The organism is uncultured Clostridium sp., assembly GCF_947072515.1.
Classification (GTDB): Bacteria; Bacillota; Clostridia; order Clostridiales; family Clostridiaceae; genus Clostridium.
This window is the reverse complement of sequence record NZ_CAMTIG010000001.1, coordinates 1-22,182: the sequence shown is the minus strand read 5'-3', so window position 1 is coordinate 22,182 and position 22,182 is coordinate 1. Positions and strand designations below refer to the sequence as shown.

Annotated in this window: 20 protein-coding genes; 19 read left to right on the top strand and 1 reads right to left on the bottom strand. The window is 26.9% G+C overall.

The features are described 5' to 3' along the window. Positions 1–8: 8 nt before the first annotated feature. The 9 genes from Q0W06_RS00100 (at position 9) to Q0W06_RS00060 (ending at position 7,412) form a co-directional block, all read left to right on the top strand. Positions 9–1,028: a molybdopterin-binding protein gene (locus tag Q0W06_RS00100; RefSeq protein ID WP_297629636.1), complete on the top strand. Its 1,020-nt coding sequence runs from the start codon at positions 9–11 to the stop codon at positions 1,026–1,028. Further along, entirely contained in the window at positions 1,029–1,505 is a 477-nt protein-coding gene (moaC, locus tag Q0W06_RS00095) for a cyclic pyranopterin monophosphate synthase MoaC (protein WP_297629635.1), read from the top strand. 16 nt (positions 1,506–1,521) lie between these two features. Further along, positions 1,522–2,490 carry a GTP 3',8-cyclase MoaA gene (moaA, locus tag Q0W06_RS00090; protein WP_297629633.1) on the top strand — a complete coding sequence of 323 codons (969 nt, stop codon included), beginning with the start codon at positions 1,522–1,524 and terminating at the stop codon, positions 2,488–2,490. A gap of 4 nt (positions 2,491–2,494) precedes the next feature. After that, on the top strand, positions 2,495–2,929 hold the full coding sequence (locus Q0W06_RS00085; RefSeq protein ID WP_297629630.1) for an MOSC domain-containing protein: 435 nt from the start codon (positions 2,495–2,497) through the stop codon (positions 2,927–2,929). A gap of 66 nt (positions 2,930–2,995) precedes the next feature. Next, complete coding sequence (locus tag Q0W06_RS00080; RefSeq protein WP_297629627.1) at positions 2,996–4,204, top strand: NADP-dependent isocitrate dehydrogenase; 1,209 nt, start codon at positions 2,996–2,998, stop codon at positions 4,202–4,204. A 373-nt stretch (positions 4,205–4,577) separates the two neighbouring features. Beyond that, positions 4,578–4,889 (top strand): hypothetical protein, encoded by a 312-nt coding sequence (locus Q0W06_RS00075; protein WP_297629625.1) that lies wholly within the window; start codon positions 4,578–4,580, stop codon positions 4,887–4,889. 2 nt (positions 4,890–4,891) lie between these two features. After that, positions 4,892–5,200 (top strand): hypothetical protein, encoded by a 309-nt coding sequence (locus Q0W06_RS00070; protein WP_297629622.1) that lies wholly within the window; start codon positions 4,892–4,894, stop codon positions 5,198–5,200. 122 nt (positions 5,201–5,322) lie between these two features. Next, a complete protein-coding gene (locus tag Q0W06_RS00065) occupies positions 5,323–6,675 on the top strand; it encodes a PTS transporter subunit EIIC (RefSeq protein ID WP_297629619.1) in 1,353 nt (450 codons plus the stop codon). Positions 6,676–6,860: 185 nt separating this feature from the next. Beyond that, the gene (locus tag Q0W06_RS00060; RefSeq protein WP_297629616.1) at positions 6,861–7,412 is read left to right on the top strand and encodes a DUF3284 domain-containing protein; all 552 of its coding nucleotides are present in this window, start codon (positions 6,861–6,863) and stop codon (positions 7,410–7,412) included. Positions 7,413–7,490: 78 nt separating this feature from the next. Here the strand turns inward: Q0W06_RS00060 and Q0W06_RS00055 are convergent, their stop codons facing one another. Then, positions 7,491–8,729, bottom strand: coding sequence for an aminopeptidase (locus Q0W06_RS00055; RefSeq protein WP_297629614.1), 1,239 nt, complete (start codon positions 8,727–8,729; stop codon positions 7,491–7,493). 173 nt (positions 8,730–8,902) lie between these two features. Between Q0W06_RS00055 and glsA the strand changes: the two genes are divergently transcribed. The 10 genes from glsA to Q0W06_RS00005 form a co-directional block, all read left to right on the top strand. Then, the gene (gene glsA / locus Q0W06_RS00050; RefSeq protein WP_297629611.1) at positions 8,903–9,820 is read left to right on the top strand and encodes a glutaminase A; all 918 of its coding nucleotides are present in this window, start codon (positions 8,903–8,905) and stop codon (positions 9,818–9,820) included. An 82-nt stretch (positions 9,821–9,902) separates the two neighbouring features. Continuing rightward, entirely contained in the window at positions 9,903–12,491 is a 2,589-nt protein-coding gene (gene polA / locus Q0W06_RS00045; RefSeq protein ID WP_297629608.1) for a DNA polymerase I, read from the top strand. Between the two features lie 14 nt (positions 12,492–12,505). After that, positions 12,506–13,105 (top strand): dephospho-CoA kinase, encoded by a 600-nt coding sequence (gene coaE / locus Q0W06_RS00040; RefSeq protein WP_297629605.1) that lies wholly within the window; start codon positions 12,506–12,508, stop codon positions 13,103–13,105. A gap of 15 nt (positions 13,106–13,120) precedes the next feature. Next, positions 13,121–13,669, top strand: coding sequence for a lytic transglycosylase domain-containing protein (locus Q0W06_RS00035; RefSeq protein ID WP_297629603.1), 549 nt, complete (start codon positions 13,121–13,123; stop codon positions 13,667–13,669). A gap of 16 nt (positions 13,670–13,685) precedes the next feature. Continuing rightward, a complete protein-coding gene (locus Q0W06_RS00030; RefSeq protein ID WP_297629600.1) occupies positions 13,686–14,819 on the top strand; it encodes a glycosyl hydrolase family 8 in 1,134 nt (377 codons plus the stop codon). Positions 14,820–14,947: 128 nt separating this feature from the next. After that, a complete protein-coding gene (locus Q0W06_RS00025) occupies positions 14,948–17,098 on the top strand; it encodes a YhgE/Pip domain-containing protein (protein WP_297629597.1) in 2,151 nt (716 codons plus the stop codon). A 151-nt stretch (positions 17,099–17,249) separates the two neighbouring features. Continuing rightward, positions 17,250–19,169 (top strand): ATP-binding protein, encoded by a 1,920-nt coding sequence (locus tag Q0W06_RS00020; protein WP_297629594.1) that lies wholly within the window; start codon positions 17,250–17,252, stop codon positions 19,167–19,169. A gap of 1 nt (position 19,170) precedes the next feature. Further along, on the top strand, positions 19,171–21,096 hold the full coding sequence (locus Q0W06_RS00015; protein WP_297629591.1) for a HAMP domain-containing sensor histidine kinase: 1,926 nt from the start codon (positions 19,171–19,173) through the stop codon (positions 21,094–21,096). A 62-nt stretch (positions 21,097–21,158) separates the two neighbouring features. Continuing rightward, positions 21,159–21,656 (top strand): TspO/MBR family protein, encoded by a 498-nt coding sequence (locus Q0W06_RS00010; protein WP_297629589.1) that lies wholly within the window; start codon positions 21,159–21,161, stop codon positions 21,654–21,656. 120 nt (positions 21,657–21,776) lie between these two features. Further along, positions 21,777–22,182: toprim domain-containing protein (locus Q0W06_RS00005; RefSeq protein WP_297629586.1), on the top strand; the 406-nt coding region annotated here is incomplete at its 3' end.

The window sequence follows — 22,182 nt, the reverse complement described above, 5'->3', positions numbered from 1 at the left end:
AGAGTAAGATGAAGAAAGTACATGTTAAAGATGCAGTTGGAAATGTTCTTTGTCACGATATAACTAAAATAGTTCCAGGTGAATTTAAAGGAAGAGCATTTAAAAAAGGTCATATAATAAAAGAGGAAGATATAGAAGAACTTTTATCTATTGGAAAAGAACATATTTATGTTTGGGAAGCGAAAGAAGGTATGCTTCATGAAAATGATGCAGCTGAAAGAATAAAAGATTTAGTTTGTGGAGAAGGAATAAAGTTTGGAGAAATTAAAGAAGGAAAAATAAACTTTATTGCAGATAGAGATGGACTTTTAAAAATAGATAAGGAAAAACTTTTTGATATAAATGATTTAGGTGAAATAATAATTGCTATGATACACAATAATACTCCAGTAAAAGAAGGAGAATTATTAGGTGGAACAAGAGTTATTCCTTTAATTATAGAAGAAGAAAAGATAATAGAGGCTGAAAAACTTATAAAGGAAAAGATTATAAGTGTAAAAGAAATAAAAGGTAAAAAAGTTCATATGATAACTACTGGTAGTGAAGTTTTTCATGGAAGAATAAAAGATGCATTTGGACCGGCAGTAAAAAGAAAAATAGAGTATTTTGGATGTGAGCTAGTTAATCAAGCCATAGTTGATGATAAAAAAGAGGATATAATAAAAGAAATCCATAAGGCTTTAGATAATGGTGCAGAATTTATAATTTGTACAGGTGGAATGTCTGTAGATCCTGATGATGTAACGCCAACTGCAATAAAAGAAAGTGGAGCAGAGCTTATAACTTATGGAGCACCAGTACTTCCAGGGGCAATGTTTTTATTAGCATATCATGGAGATATTCCAATAGTAGGACTTCCAGGATGTGTAATGTATTCTAAGAGAACTATATTTGATATAGTGCTTCCAAGAATACTAGCAGATGAAAAATTAAAAAGAAGAGATATTACAGAATTAGGACATGGTGGACAATGTTTAGACTGTAAAGTTTGTACTTTTCCACATTGTTCTTTTGGAAAGGGAATATAAATGGATAATGGATTAACTCATTTTGATAAAGATGGAAATGCTGTAATGGTTGATGTATCGGAGAAAAAAGATACAAATAGAGTAGCAGTTGCAGTGGGAAAAGTATTAGTAAGCCCAGAAACTTTAGAACTTATTAAAAAGGGCGAAATTGGAAAAGGCGATGTTCTAGGAGTAGCTAGAGTAGCAGGTATAATGGGAATGAAAAGAACATCAGATTTGATTCCAATGTGCCATCCTATAATGATAAAAGGATGTTATATAAACTTTAAAATAAACCATGAGGAAAGTGCTATAGAAATAGAAGGAATGGCAAAGCTTACAGATAAAACAGGAGTAGAGATGGAAGCTTTAACAGGAGTATCTATAGCAGCACTTACTATATATGATATGTGTAAAGCAGTAGACAAAAGAATAACTATAACAGATATACATTTAAAAAGTAAAAAAGGTGGGAAAAGCGGGGATTTTTTCTATTAAGTAAGAGGTGAAAATTTTGAAAGATAAATTTGGTAGAACAGTAGATTATATAAGAGTATCATTAACAGATAGATGCAATTTAAGATGTATTTACTGTATGCCTGCTAGAGAAAATAGTTTTTTTGAAGAAGAAGATAAAATAACAAATGAAGAAGTAATAAAAATAATAGATGCAAGTGCAAAATTAGGAATTAGAAAAGTGAGACTTACTGGTGGAGAGCCTTTAGTTAGAAAAGATATAAATGAATTAATTAGAGAAGTAAATAATATAGAAGGAATAGAAGAGATAGCACTAACTACGAATGCTATGTTATTAGAAGAGCGTTTAGAATTTCTCTATGAAAATGGTGTGAAAAGTTTAAACATAAGTTTAGATACGTTAGAGGAAGAAAAGTTTAAAAAAATAACTAGAGGCGGAGATATAAGAAAAGTCTTAAATAGTATAGATAAAGCTCTTAGTTTAGGAATGAAGGTAAAAATAAATACAGTTGTAATAGAAGATTTAAATAAAAATGAAATATTAGATTTAGTCCATTTTACAAAAGATAAAAAAATAGCTTTAAGATTTATAGAACTTATGCCTATAGGAGAAGGAAAAAAATTTAAAGGGGTTTCAAATGAAGAGGTTCTTCATATTATAAAAGAAAGCAATTTAGCTATTAAAGTAATAGAAAGAAATAAAAAGGATGGCCCAGCAAAATACATAAAAATAGAAAACTATATAGGAAAAATAGGCTTTATAAGTGCTATGAGTAATTGTTTCTGTGAAGATTGTAATAGAATAAGAATAACAACTGATGGAATGCTTAAACAATGTTTAAATTGGAAAAGTGATATAAACTTAAAAAAAATTATAAGAAAAGAAGATGATAGTAAACTAATAGATGCCATAAAAAACGGTATATATAATAAACCGGAAAAGTACTTGTTTAATAAAGAAGATGAAAAAGAAGAAATAAGAAACATGAATGAAATTGGAGGATAAAATCATGGGAAGAATAGTTGCAATTTGTAAAAGCGAGAAAAAAGGAACAGTTAAGAAAAGAATACCAGAAATTGATTTAATAGAAAATTTTGGGCTTGAAGGTGATGCTCATGGTGGAAATTGGCATAGACAAGTAAGTCTTTTAGAAGTAAGTAAAATAGATGATTTCAATAAAGAAGGCGGAAATGTAGTTTTTGGAGATTTTGGAGAAAATATTGTAATAGAAGGTATAGAAGTAAATAAATTACCAATAGGAACAAAGCTTAAAATTGGTGATGCTATATTAGAAATAACACAAATAGGTAAAAAATGTCATAGTGAATGTGAAATATTCTATAGAGTTGGAAGATGTATAATGCCAGTTTATGGAACTTTCTCAAAAGTTATAAAAGGCGGACACATTAAAGAAAATGATGTTGTGGAACAAATAGAAGAATAATTAAATTGAAAAAAGGAAAAAATTAACATATAATAATTCTTAAATAAAAAAAGAGAGGGTTATTATATGGGTAAAATTAAAATGAATACTCCATTAGTTGAGATGGATGGAGATGAAATGACTAGAGTCTTATGGAAATCTATAAAGGAAGAACTTATTATTCCATTTGTGGATTTAAAAACAGAGTATTATGATTTAGGACTAAAAAATAGAGATAATACAGAAGATGAAGTGACTATAAAGGCAGCAGAAGCAATAAAAAAATATGGAGTAGGAGTAAAATGTGCAACAATAACTCCTAATGCGCAAAGAGTGGAAGAATATAAATTAAAAAAAATGTGGAAAAGTCCAAATGGGACTATTCGTGCAATTTTAGATGGAACTGTATTTAGAGCACCTATTTTAGTTAGTAATGTACAACCTTATGTTAGAAGTTGGAGTAAGCCAATTACTATAGCGAGACATGCTTATGGAGATATTTATAAAGATGTTGAAATGAAAGTTGAAGAAAAAGGTAAGTGTGAGTTGGTCTTCACAAATGAAAAAGGTGAGGAAACTAGAAGCTTAATTCATAACTTTGATAAAGAAGGTATAGTTTTAGGAATGCATAATTTAAATCACTCTATAGAAAGTTTTGCTAGGAGTTGTTTTAATTATGCATTAGAAAAAAAACAGGACATATGGTTTTCAGCTAAAGATACTATTTCTAAAAAATACGATCATAGCTTTAAAGATATTTTTGAAGAAATTTATTTGAAAGAATATAAAAATAAATTTGAAGAAGAAGGAATAGAGTATTTTTATACATTAATAGATGATGCTGTAGCTAGAATTATAAAATCAGAAGGTGGGATGATTTGGGCTTGTAAAAATTATGATGGAGATGTTATGAGTGATATGATAGGTGCTTCCTTTGGATCTCTTCCAATGATGACATCGGTATTGGTTTCGTCAGAAGGAAACTTTGAGTATGAAGCAGCACATGGAACAGTTCAAAGACATTATTATAGACATTTAAAAGGTGAAGAAACTTCAACTAATTCTATAGCAACCATATTTGCTTGGGCTGGAGCATTAAGGAAAAGAGGAGAATTAGATAATATAAAAGAGTTAATTAAATTCTCTGATTCTTTAGAAAGAGCTTCATTAAAAGTCATAGAAGATGGAAAAATGACTAAAGACATGGCTTTTATAACAGTGATAGAAAATCCACAAATATTAAATAGCTTAGAATTTATAAAAGAAATAAGAGAAGAACTTAAACAAAATATTTAAAAAATAAAAAAATCCCTTTAACTATTAGTAATAATGAAAGTTAAAGGGATTTTTATTATTGTGAGATGAAAATATTTAACATTAAATAGATATAAGTGGTTTATGTAGAGCAAAATGGGTTAAAATACATTAAAATAAAAAAATTCAAAAAAATTCAATAAAAATGTTTACATTGAGATAAAAATATAATAAAATAAAAATGTAAACAAACTGTAACCAAAAAAAGACTTAAAAGTAAATAGAATATTATTTTAAATCAACATATACATAAAAGGAAAATATAATACATTTGTCTAAGAAAAATTAAAAAATATTCATATTACTAAGTTTAGGTTAATATAATTTTAATAAGAAGAATAGAGGAGATGAAAGTATGAATAAAGTATTGGTTTTATCAAAAGGAACAGGACAAGCTAAGGCCTTTGAAAGAGTTGCAGTAGCTCATACAGAAAAAAATAATATTCCAATAGAATGGATTTTTGCATTAGGTACAGAAATGGAAGAAGTACTTTCAAATAAAGATATTGCAGTTGTGATAATAGCGCCAGAATTAATGTTAGTAGAGAAAAAAATTAAAGAAGAATTAGACAGTATAAAAGTACCGTATATAACATTAAAACCAGTAGATTTTGGATTGAAAAATATGGCTAAAATAATGCCACAAATAGAACCACATTTAAAATAAGCATGGGAGATGTTATTTTATCAAGACCAGGAGAAAATGTCTTAAACTTTTTAGATTATGGGATTTATGTAGATGGGAATAAGGTCAATTTTATAAGTGATGATAAAAGGAAAGTTTTAAAACTTGAAGAAGGACATCATGAAATATATATAAAAGTTATTAATGCTAAAAGCAATAATTTAAACATAAATATAAGGAAAAATCAAACTGTTAGATTAGTTTGTGGAATAAAGCTTAAAGGAATAAAAAAATTATTTGCAATGTTTTATCTTTTAAGTGGCAAGCTACTAGAGTTAGATTTTATAAATTAAAAAAAGAATTATAACTATGGTAAAGTTTAAATTTGGTATGTCTGTTTTTCATTCTTTAATCAGGGGTGTGAAAAGAAATGAAAAATATCATATATAAATTAAATATATAAGGGGGAACTAAAATGAAATTTATGGACAAACTAGCTGCAGGCTTAGAAAAATTTCTTATGCCAATTGCAGAAAAGCTAGGAAGACAAAAGCAGTTATCTGCTTTAAGAGACGGATTTATATCAACATTACCGATTGCTATGGCTGGGGCTATGGGATCATTAGTTTTAAACGCACTTGTAAGAGACACATCGGTTTTCGGTGAAAAATTAAACAAAATTGATGCATATGCACAAAATATTCAACCATTTTTAACTAAGTATATTCAACCAATACTTGGAAATATGTGGTGGGGTACTATAGCATTAACTTCTATTTTCTTAGTTATAGCTATTGCTTATGCATATGGAAGAATAGAAGAGGTTGATCCATTTGCAACAGCTTTAGTTTGTTTAGGAGCTTTCCTAACAATGGTACCAGATACTGTTGCAATTAATATTGCTCCAGAAGGTGCAGAAGCAGTAATGTCTGACAGATGGGGAATGATTAGTGTTGGTTCGTTTAACTCAACTGCTATGTTTACTGCTATGCTTGTAGCATTAATTGGTGGATGGATTTTTGTTAAACTTACTAAAAAGGGTATCGTTATTAGAATGCCTGAACAAGTACCACCAGCAGTATCAAAAGCATTTGCAGCTGTTATACCAGCATTAGTTGTAATCGCTTTAGCAGGTTTAGTACACTCATTAAGTATGAACCTTGCAGGTATGGACTTTAAAGCAATTATAGAAAAAACAATTCAAGATCCATTAGTTCAACTTGGACAATCACCATTCACTTATGTTTTCTTAATTTTATTATCGCAATTATTATGGTTCTTTGGATTACATGGATTAAACATGGTAGAACCAGCTTTAAATACAATGTATACACCAGCGTTAAATGCAAACATTGATGCAGTAACAGCTGGAGGAGAAGCAGTAAATACTTTAACAAGAAACTTTGTTGACGTATACGCTATGCCAGGAGGATCTGGAGGAACTTTAGCATTATTAATTGCTATATTCATCTTCTCTAAGAGACAAGAAAATAGAGAGCTTGCTAAATTAGCTATAGCTCCAGGATGCTTCAATATTAATGAACCAGTTATATTCGGTTTACCATTAGTATTAAATCCAATTTACTTTATACCATTCGTATTAACACCATCAGTTTGTATAGTGTTAGCATATCTGGCAACAGAAGCGGGATTGGTATCTAAAATTAGTGCTTCACTTCCATGGGTTACACCACCAGTGTTCCATGCAGTATTAGCAACAAATGGAGATATAAGAGCAGGTATACTTGCAGCAGCATTATTACTTCTTTCAGTATTAATCTGGACTCCATTCGTAATTGCAGCAAACAAAATGGGTATTGAAGACTAATTAAATTAAAAAGAATTTATAGAGGGTGCTTTAGGCATCCTCTTTTTATATGTAGATTAATGATATATTAAATTTAAAGAAGTAATACATGAGGAGAGTTTAGAGAAAAAAGGAAAAATTATAAGAAATAGATTCATTATTATGGTAAAATATATTTATTAAGTTTATATGGGGAGGAAAAAAAAGTGGGATTTAAGAATTCAACAGTTATAGATTATCCAGTAGAAGAGGTTTTTAAAGTTTTTATACGAACAGCAAAAAGGGATTTTCCGAAATTTAATGAAAAAAATCCTATAGGTTGTGGTGTAACAAAAAAGGTTGGTGCATATTCAGCTAAAACTGCAACTATGAGAATAGAGATAACTGATTATAAAGAAAATGAGTTATATCAAATAACAAGTAGTACAGATAAAATGGTATATGTTTCTACATATACATTAGAAAAAATAGATGAATCCTCAACAAAACTAAGCTCAGAAGAAATTCAAGATACTCCAGGAGCTTTTCAATTTATGAATACAATAATTCAAACAGTGTTATTTAAACGTACTGTTAGAAGAAGATTTGGAGTATTTATTGATTCATTAGAAAAGGAAATTGAGGATTATAAAGACAAGGTTTCTAAGGCTCAACCAAAAAATAAAGAAGAGTTAATTGATGAAAAATCAGAAGAAATAGATGATGCTAAAGATGTGAATATAGAAGAGGTTCATGAAGAAAATAAATCAGAAGAATAAAATATTTAAATAATAAAAGATGATTTCTATTAATTTAGAAATCATCTTTTTAATATGAAAAGGTATAGAGATTAACTATTAAAATGCAAAGTTTCCATCTTTAAATACTTGAACTTCTACACCATCATAAGTATATCCAACTATATTTAAGTCTTTAGAACCTACCATAAAGTCAACATGGTTTAATGAATCATTAACTCCGTTTGCTTCAAGTTCTTCATCAGACATAGTTTCTCCACCTTTAATACAACTACCATAAGCTCTTCCAATAGCTAAATGACAAGAAGCATTTTCATCAAATAAAGTATTGTAGAATAAAATATTTGAGTTTGAAATTGGTGAATCATATGGAACTAATGCAACTTCACCTAAGTAATGTGAACCTTCATCAGTTTCGATAAGTTCTTTTAATGCATCATAGCCTTCTTTTGCTGTAAAATCAACAATTCTACCATCTTTAAAAGTAAGAGAGAATTCATTAATTAAAGTTCCATTGTGGTTTAAAGGTTTAGTTGAGTAAACTATTCCATTAACACCAGTTTTTAGTGGTAAAGTGAAGATTTCTTCTGTTGGGATATTTGCTATAAATTCAACACCAGAAGATGTAACATCAGAACCACCACACCAAATATGATCTTTAGGCAATTCGATTTCTAAATCAGTTCCTAAAGAGTTTTTATATTTTAAAGTTTTAAAATTATATTTTTCGAAAAATTTGATGTTTTCTTTTAAGCTGTTTGAATGTTTTGCCCAAGCATCAACAGGGTTTTCTAAATCTACTCTAACTATTTTAAAAATAGTTTCCCATAAAGCATCAACTGCTTCATCTTCTGAAAGAGTTGAGAAAACTTTTCTAGCCCATGCTTTTGATGGTATTGATACTACACACCAAGCATTTTCATTATTCATAACTTTTTCGTAATATTCTTTTAAAGCAATACTTCTACTTGCAGATGCAGCAGAAACTTTTTTTGAATCAATATCTTTTAAAAGTTCAGGATTGCTAGCTGAAATTGAAAGGAATGATGCTCCCTTTCTTTGATAATATAAATATTTTTCTACTTCAAAGCTTGGAACTTCTTGTAATGTTTCAATAGATGCATTTTCAAATTTGATTTTTGAAAAATTCTCATCTCCATAATTTATATAGACATCTTTAGCTCCTATTTTAAAAGCTTTCTCTGAAATCATTCTAGAAAATTCTGCACATTCAATTGGTGAATTTATAAATAAAAGACCATCTTTTTGAATATTAAGTCCTTTTTTTACAATTAGCTCTGCATATTTTTCTAACATTAAGTTAAAATCTTTAATCATAAATTGTACCTCCAAATTTAGTTATTATTACTATTTTAACATATAAGCTATAGACTAGGAGTAGGAAAATTTTAATATATTGAAAACATATTTATTGTATGCATAGATAATAAGTAATATAATAGATTTACTAAAATATAAGGCTAAAAATATAAGGTTAGGGGTGGTACAATTTGAATAAACTATTAAAAGAATTAATAGAAAAGAATAAAGTTTATGGTGAAAAAGGAAATTTAGCATCATATATACCTGCTCTTTTAAAAGCAGATAAAAAAGATTTAGGGATTGCTATAATGAAATTAGATGGAAGAGAATTTTGTGCAGGAGAATGCGATAAATTATTTACTATACAGAGTATTTCAAAAGTAGTAAGTTTGATTTTAGCAATTGAAGATAATGGATATAAGAAAGTATTAGAGAAGGTAAATGTAGAACCAACAGGGGAAGGGTTTAATTCAATAGTAAATTTAGAAACTAAAGATACTAAAAGACCCTATAATCCAATGATTAATGCGGGAGCTATAATGACAACATCATTGATAACTGGAAATGATGAAGAAGAGAAATTTAGAAAAATAATAGAATTTATAAAAAAGGTTACAAATAACAATAACATAACTATAGATGAAGAAGTATACATATCAGAAAAAGAAACTGGGGATAGAAATAGAGCATTAGCATATTTTATGAAAGGAAATGGAATTTTAAATGGTGAAATTGAGGAAGTTCTAGATATTTATTTTAAACAGTGTTCTATACGAGCAACAGCAAGAGATTTAGCAAGGTTTGGAGCAGTTCTTGCTAATGATGGAATATTACCATGGAGTGGGGAGAGAGTTATAGAAAAGGATATATGTAGAGTTGTTAAAACTATAATGGTAACTTGTGGTATGTATGATGCTTCAGGAGAATTTGCTGTAAAAATAGGAATTCCAGCTAAAAGTGGTGTTGGAGGAGGAATATTAGGTGCAGTACCGAAAAGAATGGGTATTGGAGTATATGGACCAGCATTAGATGAAAAGGGAAATAGTATAGCAGGTATAGAGCTTTTAAAAGATATATCTAGAGAGTTAGATTTAACTATATTCTAAGAAGAATTACTAAAAGGTAATTACTAAATTTAGTTATATAATGATATAATTATTAAAAGAGAAAACAATACTGGAGGATAAGATGGAAAGATTATTAATTTTAGATTCAAACGCACTTATGAATAGAGCATTTTTTGCAATTCCACAAACTTTAACTAATAGCGAAGGAATACATACAAATGCTATATATGGTTTTGTAAATATGTTAATTAAAATGAAAGAAGATATAAAGCCAAATTATATAATTGCAACATTTGATAAGAAGGCTCCAACATTTAGACATAAAGAATATAAAGATTATAAGGCTGGAAGAAAAAAGATGGCGCCAGAGCTATATGAACAATTTCCTATTATAAAGGAACTTTTTGAATATTTGGGAATAGATTCTTATGAACTTGAAGGATTTGAAGCAGATGACTTAATTGGAACTATTGCAAAGGAAGCTGCAAGAAATAATATAGAAGTATTTATAGTTACAGGAGATAAGGATGCACTACAATTAGCGGATAAGAACATAAATGTTGTTATAACTAAGAAAGGAGTTTCAGAGGTAGCTATATATAATGAAGAATCTTTTATAGAAGAATTTGGAGTTACACCAACTCAATTTATAGATGTTAAAGGACTTATGGGAGATAAGAGTGATAATATACCAGGAGTCCCAGGAGTAGGAGAAAAAACTGCATTTAAGCTTATAAAAGATTATGGATCAGTTGAAAATGTCCTTGAAAATATTGAAAATATATCGGGAAAAAAACTAAAAGAAAATTTATCTGAAAATAGAGAACAAGCAATATTCAGTAAAAGACTAGCTACTATAGAAGTAAATGTACCTATTACAGGGATAATGGAAGCAGTTCGTGGAGAAAAAGAAAATAATAAAACATTAGCAAAAGAGCTGCTACTGAAACTTGGAATGAATAGAAATACTATAACTAAGTTAGTAGGAGAAGAAGATGTAAAAGAAAAGGAAATAGAGGTAGTTCAATTATTAGAGGAAAAAGAGATAAAGGAATTTTTAAATAGTGAAGAAAAATTCTTTATTTCATATTCAGAAAATCATACTCCATTAAACTCAGAGAGAACTTTAAATAATATTTATTTTGGTAATAAAAATAAAGTTACTAAAATAGATATAAAAGAAGTTGGAATAGAAACTTTAAAAGAATTTTTTGAAAATGAAAATATTGAAAAAATAATTCATGATGGAAAAGCATTAGTGAAAATTCTTAAAATTAAAGGAATCGAAATTAAAGGATTTAACTTCGATACGGCTATAGGAGCATATATTATAGATTCTTCAAGAGGCGATTATGCAATAGATAAGGTTGCAGCATTTACGATATTTGAAGAAGTAAAGGGAGAAAATCCTGAAGAAATACTTTTAAATGGATCAATATATTTAGAAGCTATAGAAAAGAATTTAAAAGAAAAAATAATAAAAGATAATATGGAAGAACTTTATTATAATATAGAACATCCATTAATATTTGTCTTAGCAAATATGGAAAATGAAGGTTTTAGAATAGATAAAGAAGTATTAAATGAATTACAAGTTAAATTTAAAGGCGAATTAGATAGAACAGAAAGTGAAATATATGAGCTTTCTGAAGAAAAATTCAATATAAACTCTCCAAAACAATTAGGAGTAATCCTTTTTGAAAAACTTGATTTAAGAGTAATTAAAAAGACTAAAACAGGATATTCAACAAATGTAGATGTTTTAAATAAGTTAAAAGATGATCATCCAATAATAGAAAAAATAATTTACTATAGACAAATAAGTAAAATATACTCAACTTACGTTGAGGGATTAAAGAACTTAATAGATACTGATGGGAAGATTCATACTAATTTTAATCAAACTGTCACAACAACAGGTAGATTATCTAGTACTGAGCCAAACCTGCAAAATATTCCTATAAGATATGATATGGGAAGAGAAGTAAGAAAGGTATTTATTCCAGAGGTAGAAGGAGATATATTATTATCACTAGATTATTCACAAATAGAGCTTAGAGTTTTAGCACATATAAGTGAAGATGAGAATATGATAGATGCATTTAAGCATCATAGTGATATTCATACAAAAACAGCAGCAGAAGTATTTAACGTTAGTGTTAATGAAGTTACAAGTCTTATGAGATCAAGAGCAAAAGCAGTAAACTTTGGAATAGTTTATGGAATGAGTGATTTTTCACTTGCTCAAGATTTAAAAATAACTAAAAAAGAAGCTAGTGATTATATGGAGATCTACTTTAATAGATATCCTAAAATTAAAGGGTATCTTACAAATGTTGTAGAAGAAGCAAAAGCAACAGGTATATGTAAAACTATATTAAATAGAAAAAGATTTATTCCAGAAATAAAATCATCAAATAGAATAGTAAAAGCATTAGGGGAAAGACTTGCAATGAATGCACCTATTCAGGGAAGTGCAGCAGATATTATAAAACTAGCTATGATAAATGTTGAAAATAAATTAAAAGAAAAAGGTTTAGAAAGTAAACTTATATTACAAGTTCATGATGAACTTATATTAAATGTAAAACAGAGTGAATTAGAAGCTGTTAAGGAATTAGTAAAAGATGAAATGGAAAATGTTTTAGAATTAAAAGTTCCATTAGAAGTTGATTCAAATACTGGATTTACATGGTATAACTTAAAATAAAGAGGTGGATTTGATTGCTTAAGGTAGGGCTTACAGGTGGTATAGGAACAGGAAAATCAACTGTTTCAGGGTTTTTTAGAGAGAATGGTATAAAAATAGTAGATGCAGATACTATTGCAAGAAAGGTTTTAGATGAGTATCCAGAAATTTTAAATAAAGTAAGAAGTGAATTTGGAGAAGGATTCTTTGACTGGAGAGGCGATTTTAGACGTAAAGAATTTGGAAATCATATTTTTAAGTTTCCTAAACAAAGAATAAAATATGAAAGTATCGTAATGCCATATATAAAAGATGAGATATATAAAGAAATTGGAGAATTTAAAAATAGTGGAGAAAAGATAATAATAATAGATGCACCAACTCTTATAGAAACAGGGCTTTATGAGGAAATGGATTATATTATTTTAGTAAGTGCAAATGTGCAAACGCAGATAGCTAGAGTTAAAGCTAGAGATAGGCTTGGGAATAATGATGCGCTAAATAGAATAAATTCACAAATGTCTTTAGAGAAGAAAAAAGAAGTATCAGATATAATAATTGATAATAATGCAGAACTAATGAAAACACAAAAGCAAGTAGAAGATATAGTTATATTTTTAAAAGATAATTTATAAAACTGAGGTATGGGGATGAAGTTTAAAAAAATATTAATAGCAATTATTATAGTAATAATTGCTTTGCTAGTTAGTGGAAGATGGATTTTGAAAAATTATATGTTTCCCTATAAGTACAGTGAAGCAGTAAATACTTATAGTAAGGAATATAAATTAGACCCACTATTTGTACTTTCTCTTATGAAAGCGGAGAGTAAATTTAATCCTAAAGCAAAGTCTAATAGGGATGCAATAGGATTGATGCAAATAACACCATCTACAGGAATATGGATAGCAGAACAAATGGGGAATAAAAATTTTAATGTGGATGACTTGTATGACATAAATACCAATATACAAATGGGATGCTGGTATTTGAATAATTTATCAAAAGAGTTTAACGGAAATAGAGATTTAATAATTTCAGCATATAATGCAGGAAGAGGGAATGTGAATAAATGGCTTAAGAATAGTGAGTATTCTAAAGATGGAAAAAATATTCACACAATTCCTTTTAAGGAAACTAAAAACTACTTAGATAAAATAAATTTATATGAAAAAATTTATAATATTTTATATAGGTAACTTGGGGGAGGCTTAAATGGGTAAAAAAAAGGGATTAAAAATAGGTGTAGGAGTAATACTAGCAGCTATTTTAATTGGCCTTGTTGGAACAAAAATGTTATTACCATATTTTATACCGGTAAAAATCGTTGAAACATGGGGAAGTGGACCACCAACTAGTCGAGAGGAAATTCTATATAATTTTATAGAGAACAATATGATTACACAAAATGGTGGGATAAAAACAAATTATTTGAATGAACAAAATGAAGGTGATATTACAAAAGGGGATTCTGTATTATCAGAATCAGAAGGGCTTATGCTTTTGTATTATATTGAAAGAAATGATGAGGCTGGATTTGAAAAAACATTTGAATATATAAAAAATAATATGCTATTAGATAATGGATTAATCAGTTGGAGAATTGATGGAGATAAAAAATCACAAGTTACAGCTACAATTGATGAACTTAGGATTATAAAAGCTTTAATTATAGGTGGAGAAAAATGGAATAGTATTAAATATAGATATTATGCTATAACTATTGCAAATTCACTTTATAAAAATTTAAGAGAAGAAAATTTATTAGTTGATTTTAATGATGGAAAGACTAATAGTGATATGGTAACACTATGCTATATTGATTTAAGTGCACTTAAATACTTAACAAATATAGATTTTAAGTGGAAGAGTATCTATACAGAATCAGAAAAAATCTTAAATGGTGGATTTATAAGTGATAAAGTTCCATTATATAGAAAAGATTATAATATTAAAACTAGAAAATATGATAATAATGAAAATGTGGAAATGAATCTAAATACTATAATTTTATTGAATAAGGCAGAAGTAGGAGATAATATTAGTAAAAGTGTAGATTGGATTGTTCAAAAGTTTAAGGATGATGGAGCAATATATAGTTTATATAATGCAGAAACTGGGGCACCGGCAACGGATATTCAATCAACAACAATTTATGCAAACTTACTTCAAATAGCTGAAATTGAAAATAATGAAGAGCTTTATAAAATGGCACTTAGAAAATTAAATGCTTATCAAGTTGTAGATAAGGATAGTGTCCTATATGGAGGCTATGGAGATAAAAAAACATTAGAAGTATATTCTTTTGATAATTTGAATGCATTACTTGCATATAGAGATGTAAAATAACTAAAGCTATATTAAATATCCATTTACAGATATTTAATATAGCTTAAAATTTATTCAAAAATAAAATGACTTTAAGTCATTTTTATGCTATAATAAATTTGAAAAAGATAAGGGAGGCATAAAAATAGATGAAAAATATTCTTAAAATATTTAAAAAGGATATAGTGAAAGTATGTACCAATTGGGTAGCATTAGTTGTGGTAATTGGGTTAATAATTCTACCATCGTTATATGCATGGTTTAATATAAAATCTTCGTGGGATCCATATGGAAATACAAAGGGGATAAAGATTGCAATAGTTAATGAAGATAAAGGTGCAGAATATAATAATAAAGAGATAAATGTAGGAAATGAATTAGTAGATGAGTTAAAGAAAAATGATTCATTAGGATGGCAATTTGTAAATGCAAATGAAGCTAAAGTTAAAGTCGAAAGAGGAGAAGTATTTGCAAGTATTGTTATTCCAGATAATTTTTCAAAAGATGCAATTTCATTAACGACTAAAAATATACAAAAGCCAGAACTTATTTATACAGTTAATGAAGGTGCAAATGCAATAGCTCCTAAAATAACAGATAAGGGAGTAGAAACATTAAAACAAAATGTAGATAGTAATCTTGTAAAAACAGTTAATGGAATAATATTTAAGATATTTAATCAAATAGGAATTGAATATGAAAATGAAAGACCTAAGATAAAAGAAGGGGTAAATGTTTTATATGATTTAAATAATAATTCAGATAAAATAGGAAACTTAATAAATGAAGCTTATAATGGAACAATAACTATAAATGAAATGGTCGATAAAATTAATGCTATAGTTCCAAGTTTTGAAAAAACAATCAATAGTGCAGATAGTATATTAAATTCAGGAGAGCAATTTTTAAATAGCTCTAAGGATGCAATAAATAAAGTTGCACCAATGATAAAAGATGACTTAGCATTAAGCAAGAAGCTTATAGATAGCACATTAAGCATTATGGATTCAATAAATGATAATTTAGATAAAGAGGCTACTATAGAGAGCTTAACTAAAATAAAAGATAAATTGCAAGCAGCACAAGGAATAAATAATTCTATAATAAAAATGTTAAGTGCTATAAATAAAGATGGAAACTTAGATAATGTAATAGGTAAATTTAATAATGTAAATGAAAAAATAAATATAGCTGTTTCTGCTATAAATAAAAATATAGATATATTAAATGGAAATGGAAAAATAAGTGCAGAAGATATACAGGCATTGAAAACTAAACTACAAAATATATCAGGTGCATTAGGAGAGATATTAAATAATTATGATTCACAAATAATGCCTGGAATTAATAAAAGTATAGATTCACTTATAACTTTTGCAAATAATGGAGAAGAAACTCTTCAAAAGACTAAAGATGCATTGCCAAAAATAAAAGAAGGATTAGGGGTCTTTAAAAAGGGAGCTACAATCTCTAATGAAAAGCTTAAAACTTTAAAAGATAATTATCCAGAGATACAAAAAACATTAGCAAATTTAGTAGGGAAAATAAAACAAATTGATAATGGAGATAATGTAGATAAGATATTAGATCTTTTAACAAATGATTGGCAAGGGGAAAGTGATTTCTTGGGAAATCCTGTAACTATCCATGAAAATAGATTATACCAAGTACCAAACTATGGATCTGCAATGTCACCTTTCTATACAACATTAGCATTATGGGTTGGTGGACTTATATTAGTATCTATTTTAACGGTTTCTACTAGAGGAATAGATATGGAAAAAGAAAATATAAAACCTTATCAAGTATTCTTTGGAAAATATTTAACTTTCTTAAGTATAGGGATTCTTCAAGGTTTTGTAGTTACAATGGGAGATATATTTATATTAAAAACTTATGTTCTAAATAAAGTAGGATTTGTTTTATTGGGAATGTTTATAAGTATAATATTTATATCTATAATATATAGTACTGTCTCAGCGCTAGGTAATATCGGAAAGGCGGTATGTATAATATTTTTAGTATTACAAGTGGCAGCTTCTGGCGGAACATTCCCAGTTGAAGTTATGTCAGGATTCTTTAAAGCAATAAATCCAATGTTACCTTTTAAATATGCAATAGATGGAATGCGATATTTAGTTGCAGGAGGAGTAAATGATTTATTTATAACTGATATTAGAAACTTAATATTTGTAGGAATTGGATTCCTTATAGTAGGTGTTCTAGTTAAAAAACCATTAAATAAAGCAAGTGCAGGATTTATTAAAAAGCTAGATGAAAGTGAAATAGTAGGTCATTAATATTAGAGTGAAGGAAAAGGAGCTAGTTTATAGTTCCTTTTTTATATGCAAAAAATATAAAATGAATAAAATATTAAAAAAAAATAAATAAAATACGAAGGTAAACTTCACAAATAAAGTAAAATAAAGTAAAATTATTGTGGAGGGAATTATGAGGAAAAGAGGAGACATATCAGATTTAATATATAGTAGAAAAAAAAGCTTCTATAAAGTTGGAATATTATTATTGATAGTTATAAATGTAATTTGTACATTAAGCACTTTAAATATAGATATAGTTATTTTGTTAGAAATATATTATTTAATTATTTCACTTGTAGCATTAATAGTAATTTGTTCAACGGTAGAAGAGAATAATGAAAGCAAGGAATTCTTTTATGAAGCATCAATAATATTTGTTGTAATAAGTCTATTTAATTCATATTCAATCGTATTTAAAGGAACAGAAATACGTGAATATACTTTTGGAAAAGAACTAGAATATTTTGCAATATTGAAATTAATATATATTTTATTAGCATTAGATTTATTGATTAAGAGAATGAATGGAAAGGAAAACTTTAAAAATACAAAAACAAAAGTTTTTATGGCTACAATAATAGGTATTATTTCTATACCTATATGCACATCATTCAAAGAATACAATGGATTTGGACTAGCCATACTTATAATATATTCTTTGAAAATTTTAAAAGATATTCAAAGGACCGAAAAGGATAAAAAAAATGTGAATTATATAAAATTTTATTTAGTAGCATTTACTATTAGAAATAGTATATTACTAGGAATGAATATTTTAAATATAGAAAATATATTTTTAGATTATATTTCTATAGTAATAACATTTGTATCATGTACTATGTTAGTAGTTTATACAATAGGGAAAGTATTAAATTCACCTTATGCAAATATACAAAAAAAATTAATGAAGAGTATAAATGAAATTGAAGATTTAAGTATAGATTTAATGGAAAAAAATAATGAAATAGAATATAGAAGAAGTTTAATAAATGATACAGAAAGAATATTTAAAGATTTTTTCAGAAATATTCCAATGCCTATAGTTATTATAAGTTCTATAAAGGGAAATGTAATTTATGTAAATAAGCCTGGCTTGAAGATATTTGGGGAAGAAAAAATTTCAGATATGTTAAACAGAAATTTATTGGAATTTATAAAGATAGTAGATGATCAAGAGTTTAAAAATATAAGTAATAAAGCTTATATAGGAGAAATAATAAAAAATAATAAAAAAGTAGCTATTGAATGTGATGATAAAAGAATAGAAGAACAAGAGGAGATTATTATTATTACAGATTTAACTCATAAAATTGAGTATACAAATATAGAGAATATAATTAAAGAAAAAGAATCTCAAGAAGAGATGAAAAGCAAGTTTTTATCTAATATAAGCCATGATTTAAAAACACCTATAAATGTATTGTATTCTTCTGCACAAGTTCAGGAAATATTTTTAAAAAATAAAAATATAAAAGAATTAGAGAATCATAAAAATATATCTAAACAAAATTCTTTTTATTTAAAAAGATTTGCAAATAATGTTATTGATATAAGTAAAATTGAGGCAGGTTTTTTAGAGATGGGAAGCTTAGAAAAAGATAATATTGTAATATTTGTAGAGGATATATTTTCAAGTTTAGTTCAATATGCAAAAAATAAAAATATATTAATGATTTTTGACACTCAAGAAGAAGATATTATAGTTAATTTTAATAAAGAATATATGGAAAGAATTATTTTAAATATAATATCGAATTCTATAAAATACAATAAAAAAAATGGAGAGATTTTTTTAGATATAAAACTTCAAGCGGAATTTGTAGACATAGTTATCAAAGATACAGGGATAGGAATGGAAAAGGAATTCTTAAACAATATATTTGAGAGATATTCTAAAGTAATGAGAGAAGATAAGGGGCTTATAAAAAGTTCTGGAATAGGAATGTATGTAGTGAAAAAATTAGTTGAATCACAAAAGGGAAGAATTATAGTAAATAGTATTTACGGAGAAGGAACAGAAGTGATAATAAGGTTTATTAGGGAGATATAACGTGGAGAATTTATTGAAAAAGAAATTTTTTATGGTGGGATTAATTATATTTGGGTTGCAAGCATTATTTTATATTACAGGATATATAAATGGGAATACTATAATATATTTTAAGTTAATTTCAGTTTATTGCGGAACTATTGCAATATCTTTAGCTATTATAACAATATTTCTAAAAAATGGAAGTTTTTATAAATATTTAGGAATTAGTTTTTTAGGAATAGGGCTTTTAGAATACTTGAAAATTATGATGAATGCTATGGTAGATGAAAGTGCGTCTATGAATATAAGGATGATAATTAACTATTCAATAGAAAATTTCGAATATACGTGTTTATTATTAGCAGTAATATATGCAGCTCAAAAAATAAAAAATATAGTAGTAATTATAAAAATTTTAATAGCAGTGACAATAACTGTTTTATATACTAGTTTTTTTCTAGAAAAGTCATATGGAGTATTTATATTTTTAGGAATAGGCAGTATAAGTTTTTTAATTGTTTTAATGATTTTAAGAAGAAAAGGAATTAAGGATTATAAAATATATACATATATGCTTTGTATTCTTGTGGGAAACTTATTGAAAATAATATTTCTGCAAAGAATGACAATATTTATGACAATACCTGTAACATTAAAAATGCTAGCTTATTATAATGTTTACCAAGGCGTAAGTGAGAAGTGTATAGCTTTTGAAATAAATAATATAAAAGAAAAAGTAAAGACAAATAAAAAAGAGAAAAAGCAAATATATAATAAGATAAAAACTAAAAGAAATGTAATAAATGAATTAGAAAATATGAAATTAAGGGGAGAAACATATTATTATAAAATAATTGATGGATTCTCAGATGGAATATTTATTTATGATGAAAATTTAAAGTACTTAAATAAAAGAGCAAAAGAAATTTTATATACAGAGGAAGAGAATATTGAGAATATTAAAGGAATTAGATTTAGAGAAAGAATACATAATATTGAGATAAATGGAAGAGAAGTAGTTTTAATAAAAGATAAATATGGGAAAAAAATAAATATAGAGATATATAAGGTAAGATTAAGTGAAAATATAAAAATTATATATTTTAAAGAAGTAAATGAAATTATTGAATATGAAAAAGCGCTAAGGCGGTATAAAAGGTTCTTAGAATATGAAACTATGAAAAATAAATTTTATGCAAATATATCACATGAATTAAGAACACCTATAAATATAATTACTACAGCCTTAGAATTAAATGAAATAAAGATAAATAATAATGATTTTGAAGGTATACAAGAGAACAATTTAAAAATTAAAAAAAATTGTTTAAGACTTATAAGGACAATAAATAATTTTATAGATGCAAATAAATTTACAGAAGGGTGTGTAAGTTTGCATAAAAAAAATTGGAATATAGTAGAGGTTGTTGAAGAGACGGTTTTTGCAAGTGTGCCGTATATAAGAGAAAAAGGGTTAGAGATTATATTTGATTCTACGGATGAAGAGATAATTATAAATATAGATAGAGATATGATAGAGAGAGTAATTTTAAATCTTTTATCAAATAGCTTAAAATATGGGAAGCAAGAATGTGAGAAAATAGATATTGAGATAGTTAGATTTAAAAAGAAAATATATATAGTTGTATCAAATAATGGAGAAAAAATAAGGAAAACAGATGAAAAGTATATATTTGAAAAATTTAGTAGTATGAGTAATAAATTAAATAGAGAAAATGAGGGAAGTGGATTAGGTTTGTTTTTATGTAGAGAGATAATAAGAGCCCATGGAGGAGAGTTTTACCTAAGTACTGAAAATGAAAGTAAAAATGAATTTGTAATTTTATTGAAAGTAGATGAAGTATTAAGTATAGAAGAGAATCGAAATCATAATATCAATGGATTAGATGAGAAAGTAAAAATTGAATTTGCAGATATAAATTAGAAGAATATTTTTTTGAAAAAACGTATAAAATAATATGTAAGTAATTTTATATAGGAGTAAAAATGAATATTTTAAAAGTGGATGAGAAATTTAAAATAAAACCATTAATACTTGCAATCCTTATACCTTTTGCAGGATCAGCATTAGTAAGTTTTTTAAGTGGAACCGGAAAGGAATTATATCTTAGTATTCAAAGACCACCATTATCACCACCAGGATGGGTATTTGGAGTTGTTTGGCCAATACTATATCTTTTAATGGGAATTGCATCATATCGAATTTATATGAAAGAAGAAATAACTAAAAAAGGTTCAAATAGTATTTTTATTTATGGAATTCAACTTATATTAAATTTTCTTTGGCCCATATTATTTTTTGGATTAAGGTTATATGGAGTGGCATTTTTAGAACTAATCGTATTGTTTATATTTATAGTAATAACTTTTATAAAGTTTTATAAAGTTGATAAAACGGCAGCTTTTTTGATATTGCCATATTTATTATGGACTATATTCGCAGGATATTTAAATTTTGGTGTATGGTTTTTGAATGAAATGTAGTTATATATTTGGAATTTTAAAAGAATAATAGTATAATTTTAAGAAGACCCTCTTAAGTAGAGGGTTTTCTTAAATTTTGCATAGAAGTATGTTAATGAAAAATAATTAGGAGCTGATAATTTGAAAAAAGTTATAATAGCAGAAAAACCATCAGTAGCTAAGAATATTGCAGATGCATATAAAATAAAGGGAAGAAAAGATGGATATTTTGAAGGGGAAGATTACATAATTACTTGGGCATTTGGTCATCTTTTGCAACTTTATGATGCAAAAGATTATGATGAAAATATGCGAGGGTGGAGAATGGAGAAATTTCCATTTATACCTGAGGACTTTAAATATAAAATCAAATCAGATAATGTAAATAGAGGAGTAGAAGATAAAGGCGCTAAAAAACAACTTAATTTAATAAAAACACTTATTGAAAGAGAAGATGTAGATGGGATAATCTCAGCAACAGATTTTGATCGAGAAGGTCAAGTTATTGGAGATGAAATTTTTCTATATTTAAATAAAGAAAAACCAG

Coding starts and splice junctions, on each gene's coding strand:
- Q0W06_RS00035 (WP_297629603.1), top strand. CDS start 13,121: ATGAAGTTTAAAAAAATATTAATAGCAATTATTATAGTAATAATTGCT.
- Q0W06_RS00075 (WP_297629625.1), top strand. CDS start 4,578: ATGAATAAAGTATTGGTTTTATCAAAAGGAACAGGACAAGCTAAGGCC.
- polA (WP_297629608.1), top strand. CDS start 9,903: ATGGAAAGATTATTAATTTTAGATTCAAACGCACTTATGAATAGAGCA.
- Q0W06_RS00070 (WP_297629622.1), top strand. CDS start 4,892: ATGGGAGATGTTATTTTATCAAGACCAGGAGAAAATGTCTTAAACTTT.
- Q0W06_RS00080 (WP_297629627.1), top strand. CDS start 2,996: ATGGGTAAAATTAAAATGAATACTCCATTAGTTGAGATGGATGGAGAT.
- Q0W06_RS00100 (WP_297629636.1), top strand. CDS start 9: ATGAAGAAAGTACATGTTAAAGATGCAGTTGGAAATGTTCTTTGTCAC.
- Q0W06_RS00020 (WP_297629594.1), top strand. CDS start 17,250: ATGAGGAAAAGAGGAGACATATCAGATTTAATATATAGTAGAAAAAAA.
- moaC (WP_297629635.1), top strand. CDS start 1,029: ATGGATAATGGATTAACTCATTTTGATAAAGATGGAAATGCTGTAATG.
- Q0W06_RS00030 (WP_297629600.1), top strand. CDS start 13,686: ATGGGTAAAAAAAAGGGATTAAAAATAGGTGTAGGAGTAATACTAGCA.
- Q0W06_RS00010 (WP_297629589.1), top strand. CDS start 21,159: ATGAATATTTTAAAAGTGGATGAGAAATTTAAAATAAAACCATTAATA.
- Q0W06_RS00065 (WP_297629619.1), top strand. CDS start 5,323: ATGAAATTTATGGACAAACTAGCTGCAGGCTTAGAAAAATTTCTTATG.
- Q0W06_RS00025 (WP_297629597.1), top strand. CDS start 14,948: ATGAAAAATATTCTTAAAATATTTAAAAAGGATATAGTGAAAGTATGT.
- Q0W06_RS00055 (WP_297629614.1), bottom strand. CDS start 8,729: ATGATTAAAGATTTTAACTTAATGTTAGAAAAATATGCAGAGCTAATT.
- Q0W06_RS00085 (WP_297629630.1), top strand. CDS start 2,495: ATGGGAAGAATAGTTGCAATTTGTAAAAGCGAGAAAAAAGGAACAGTT.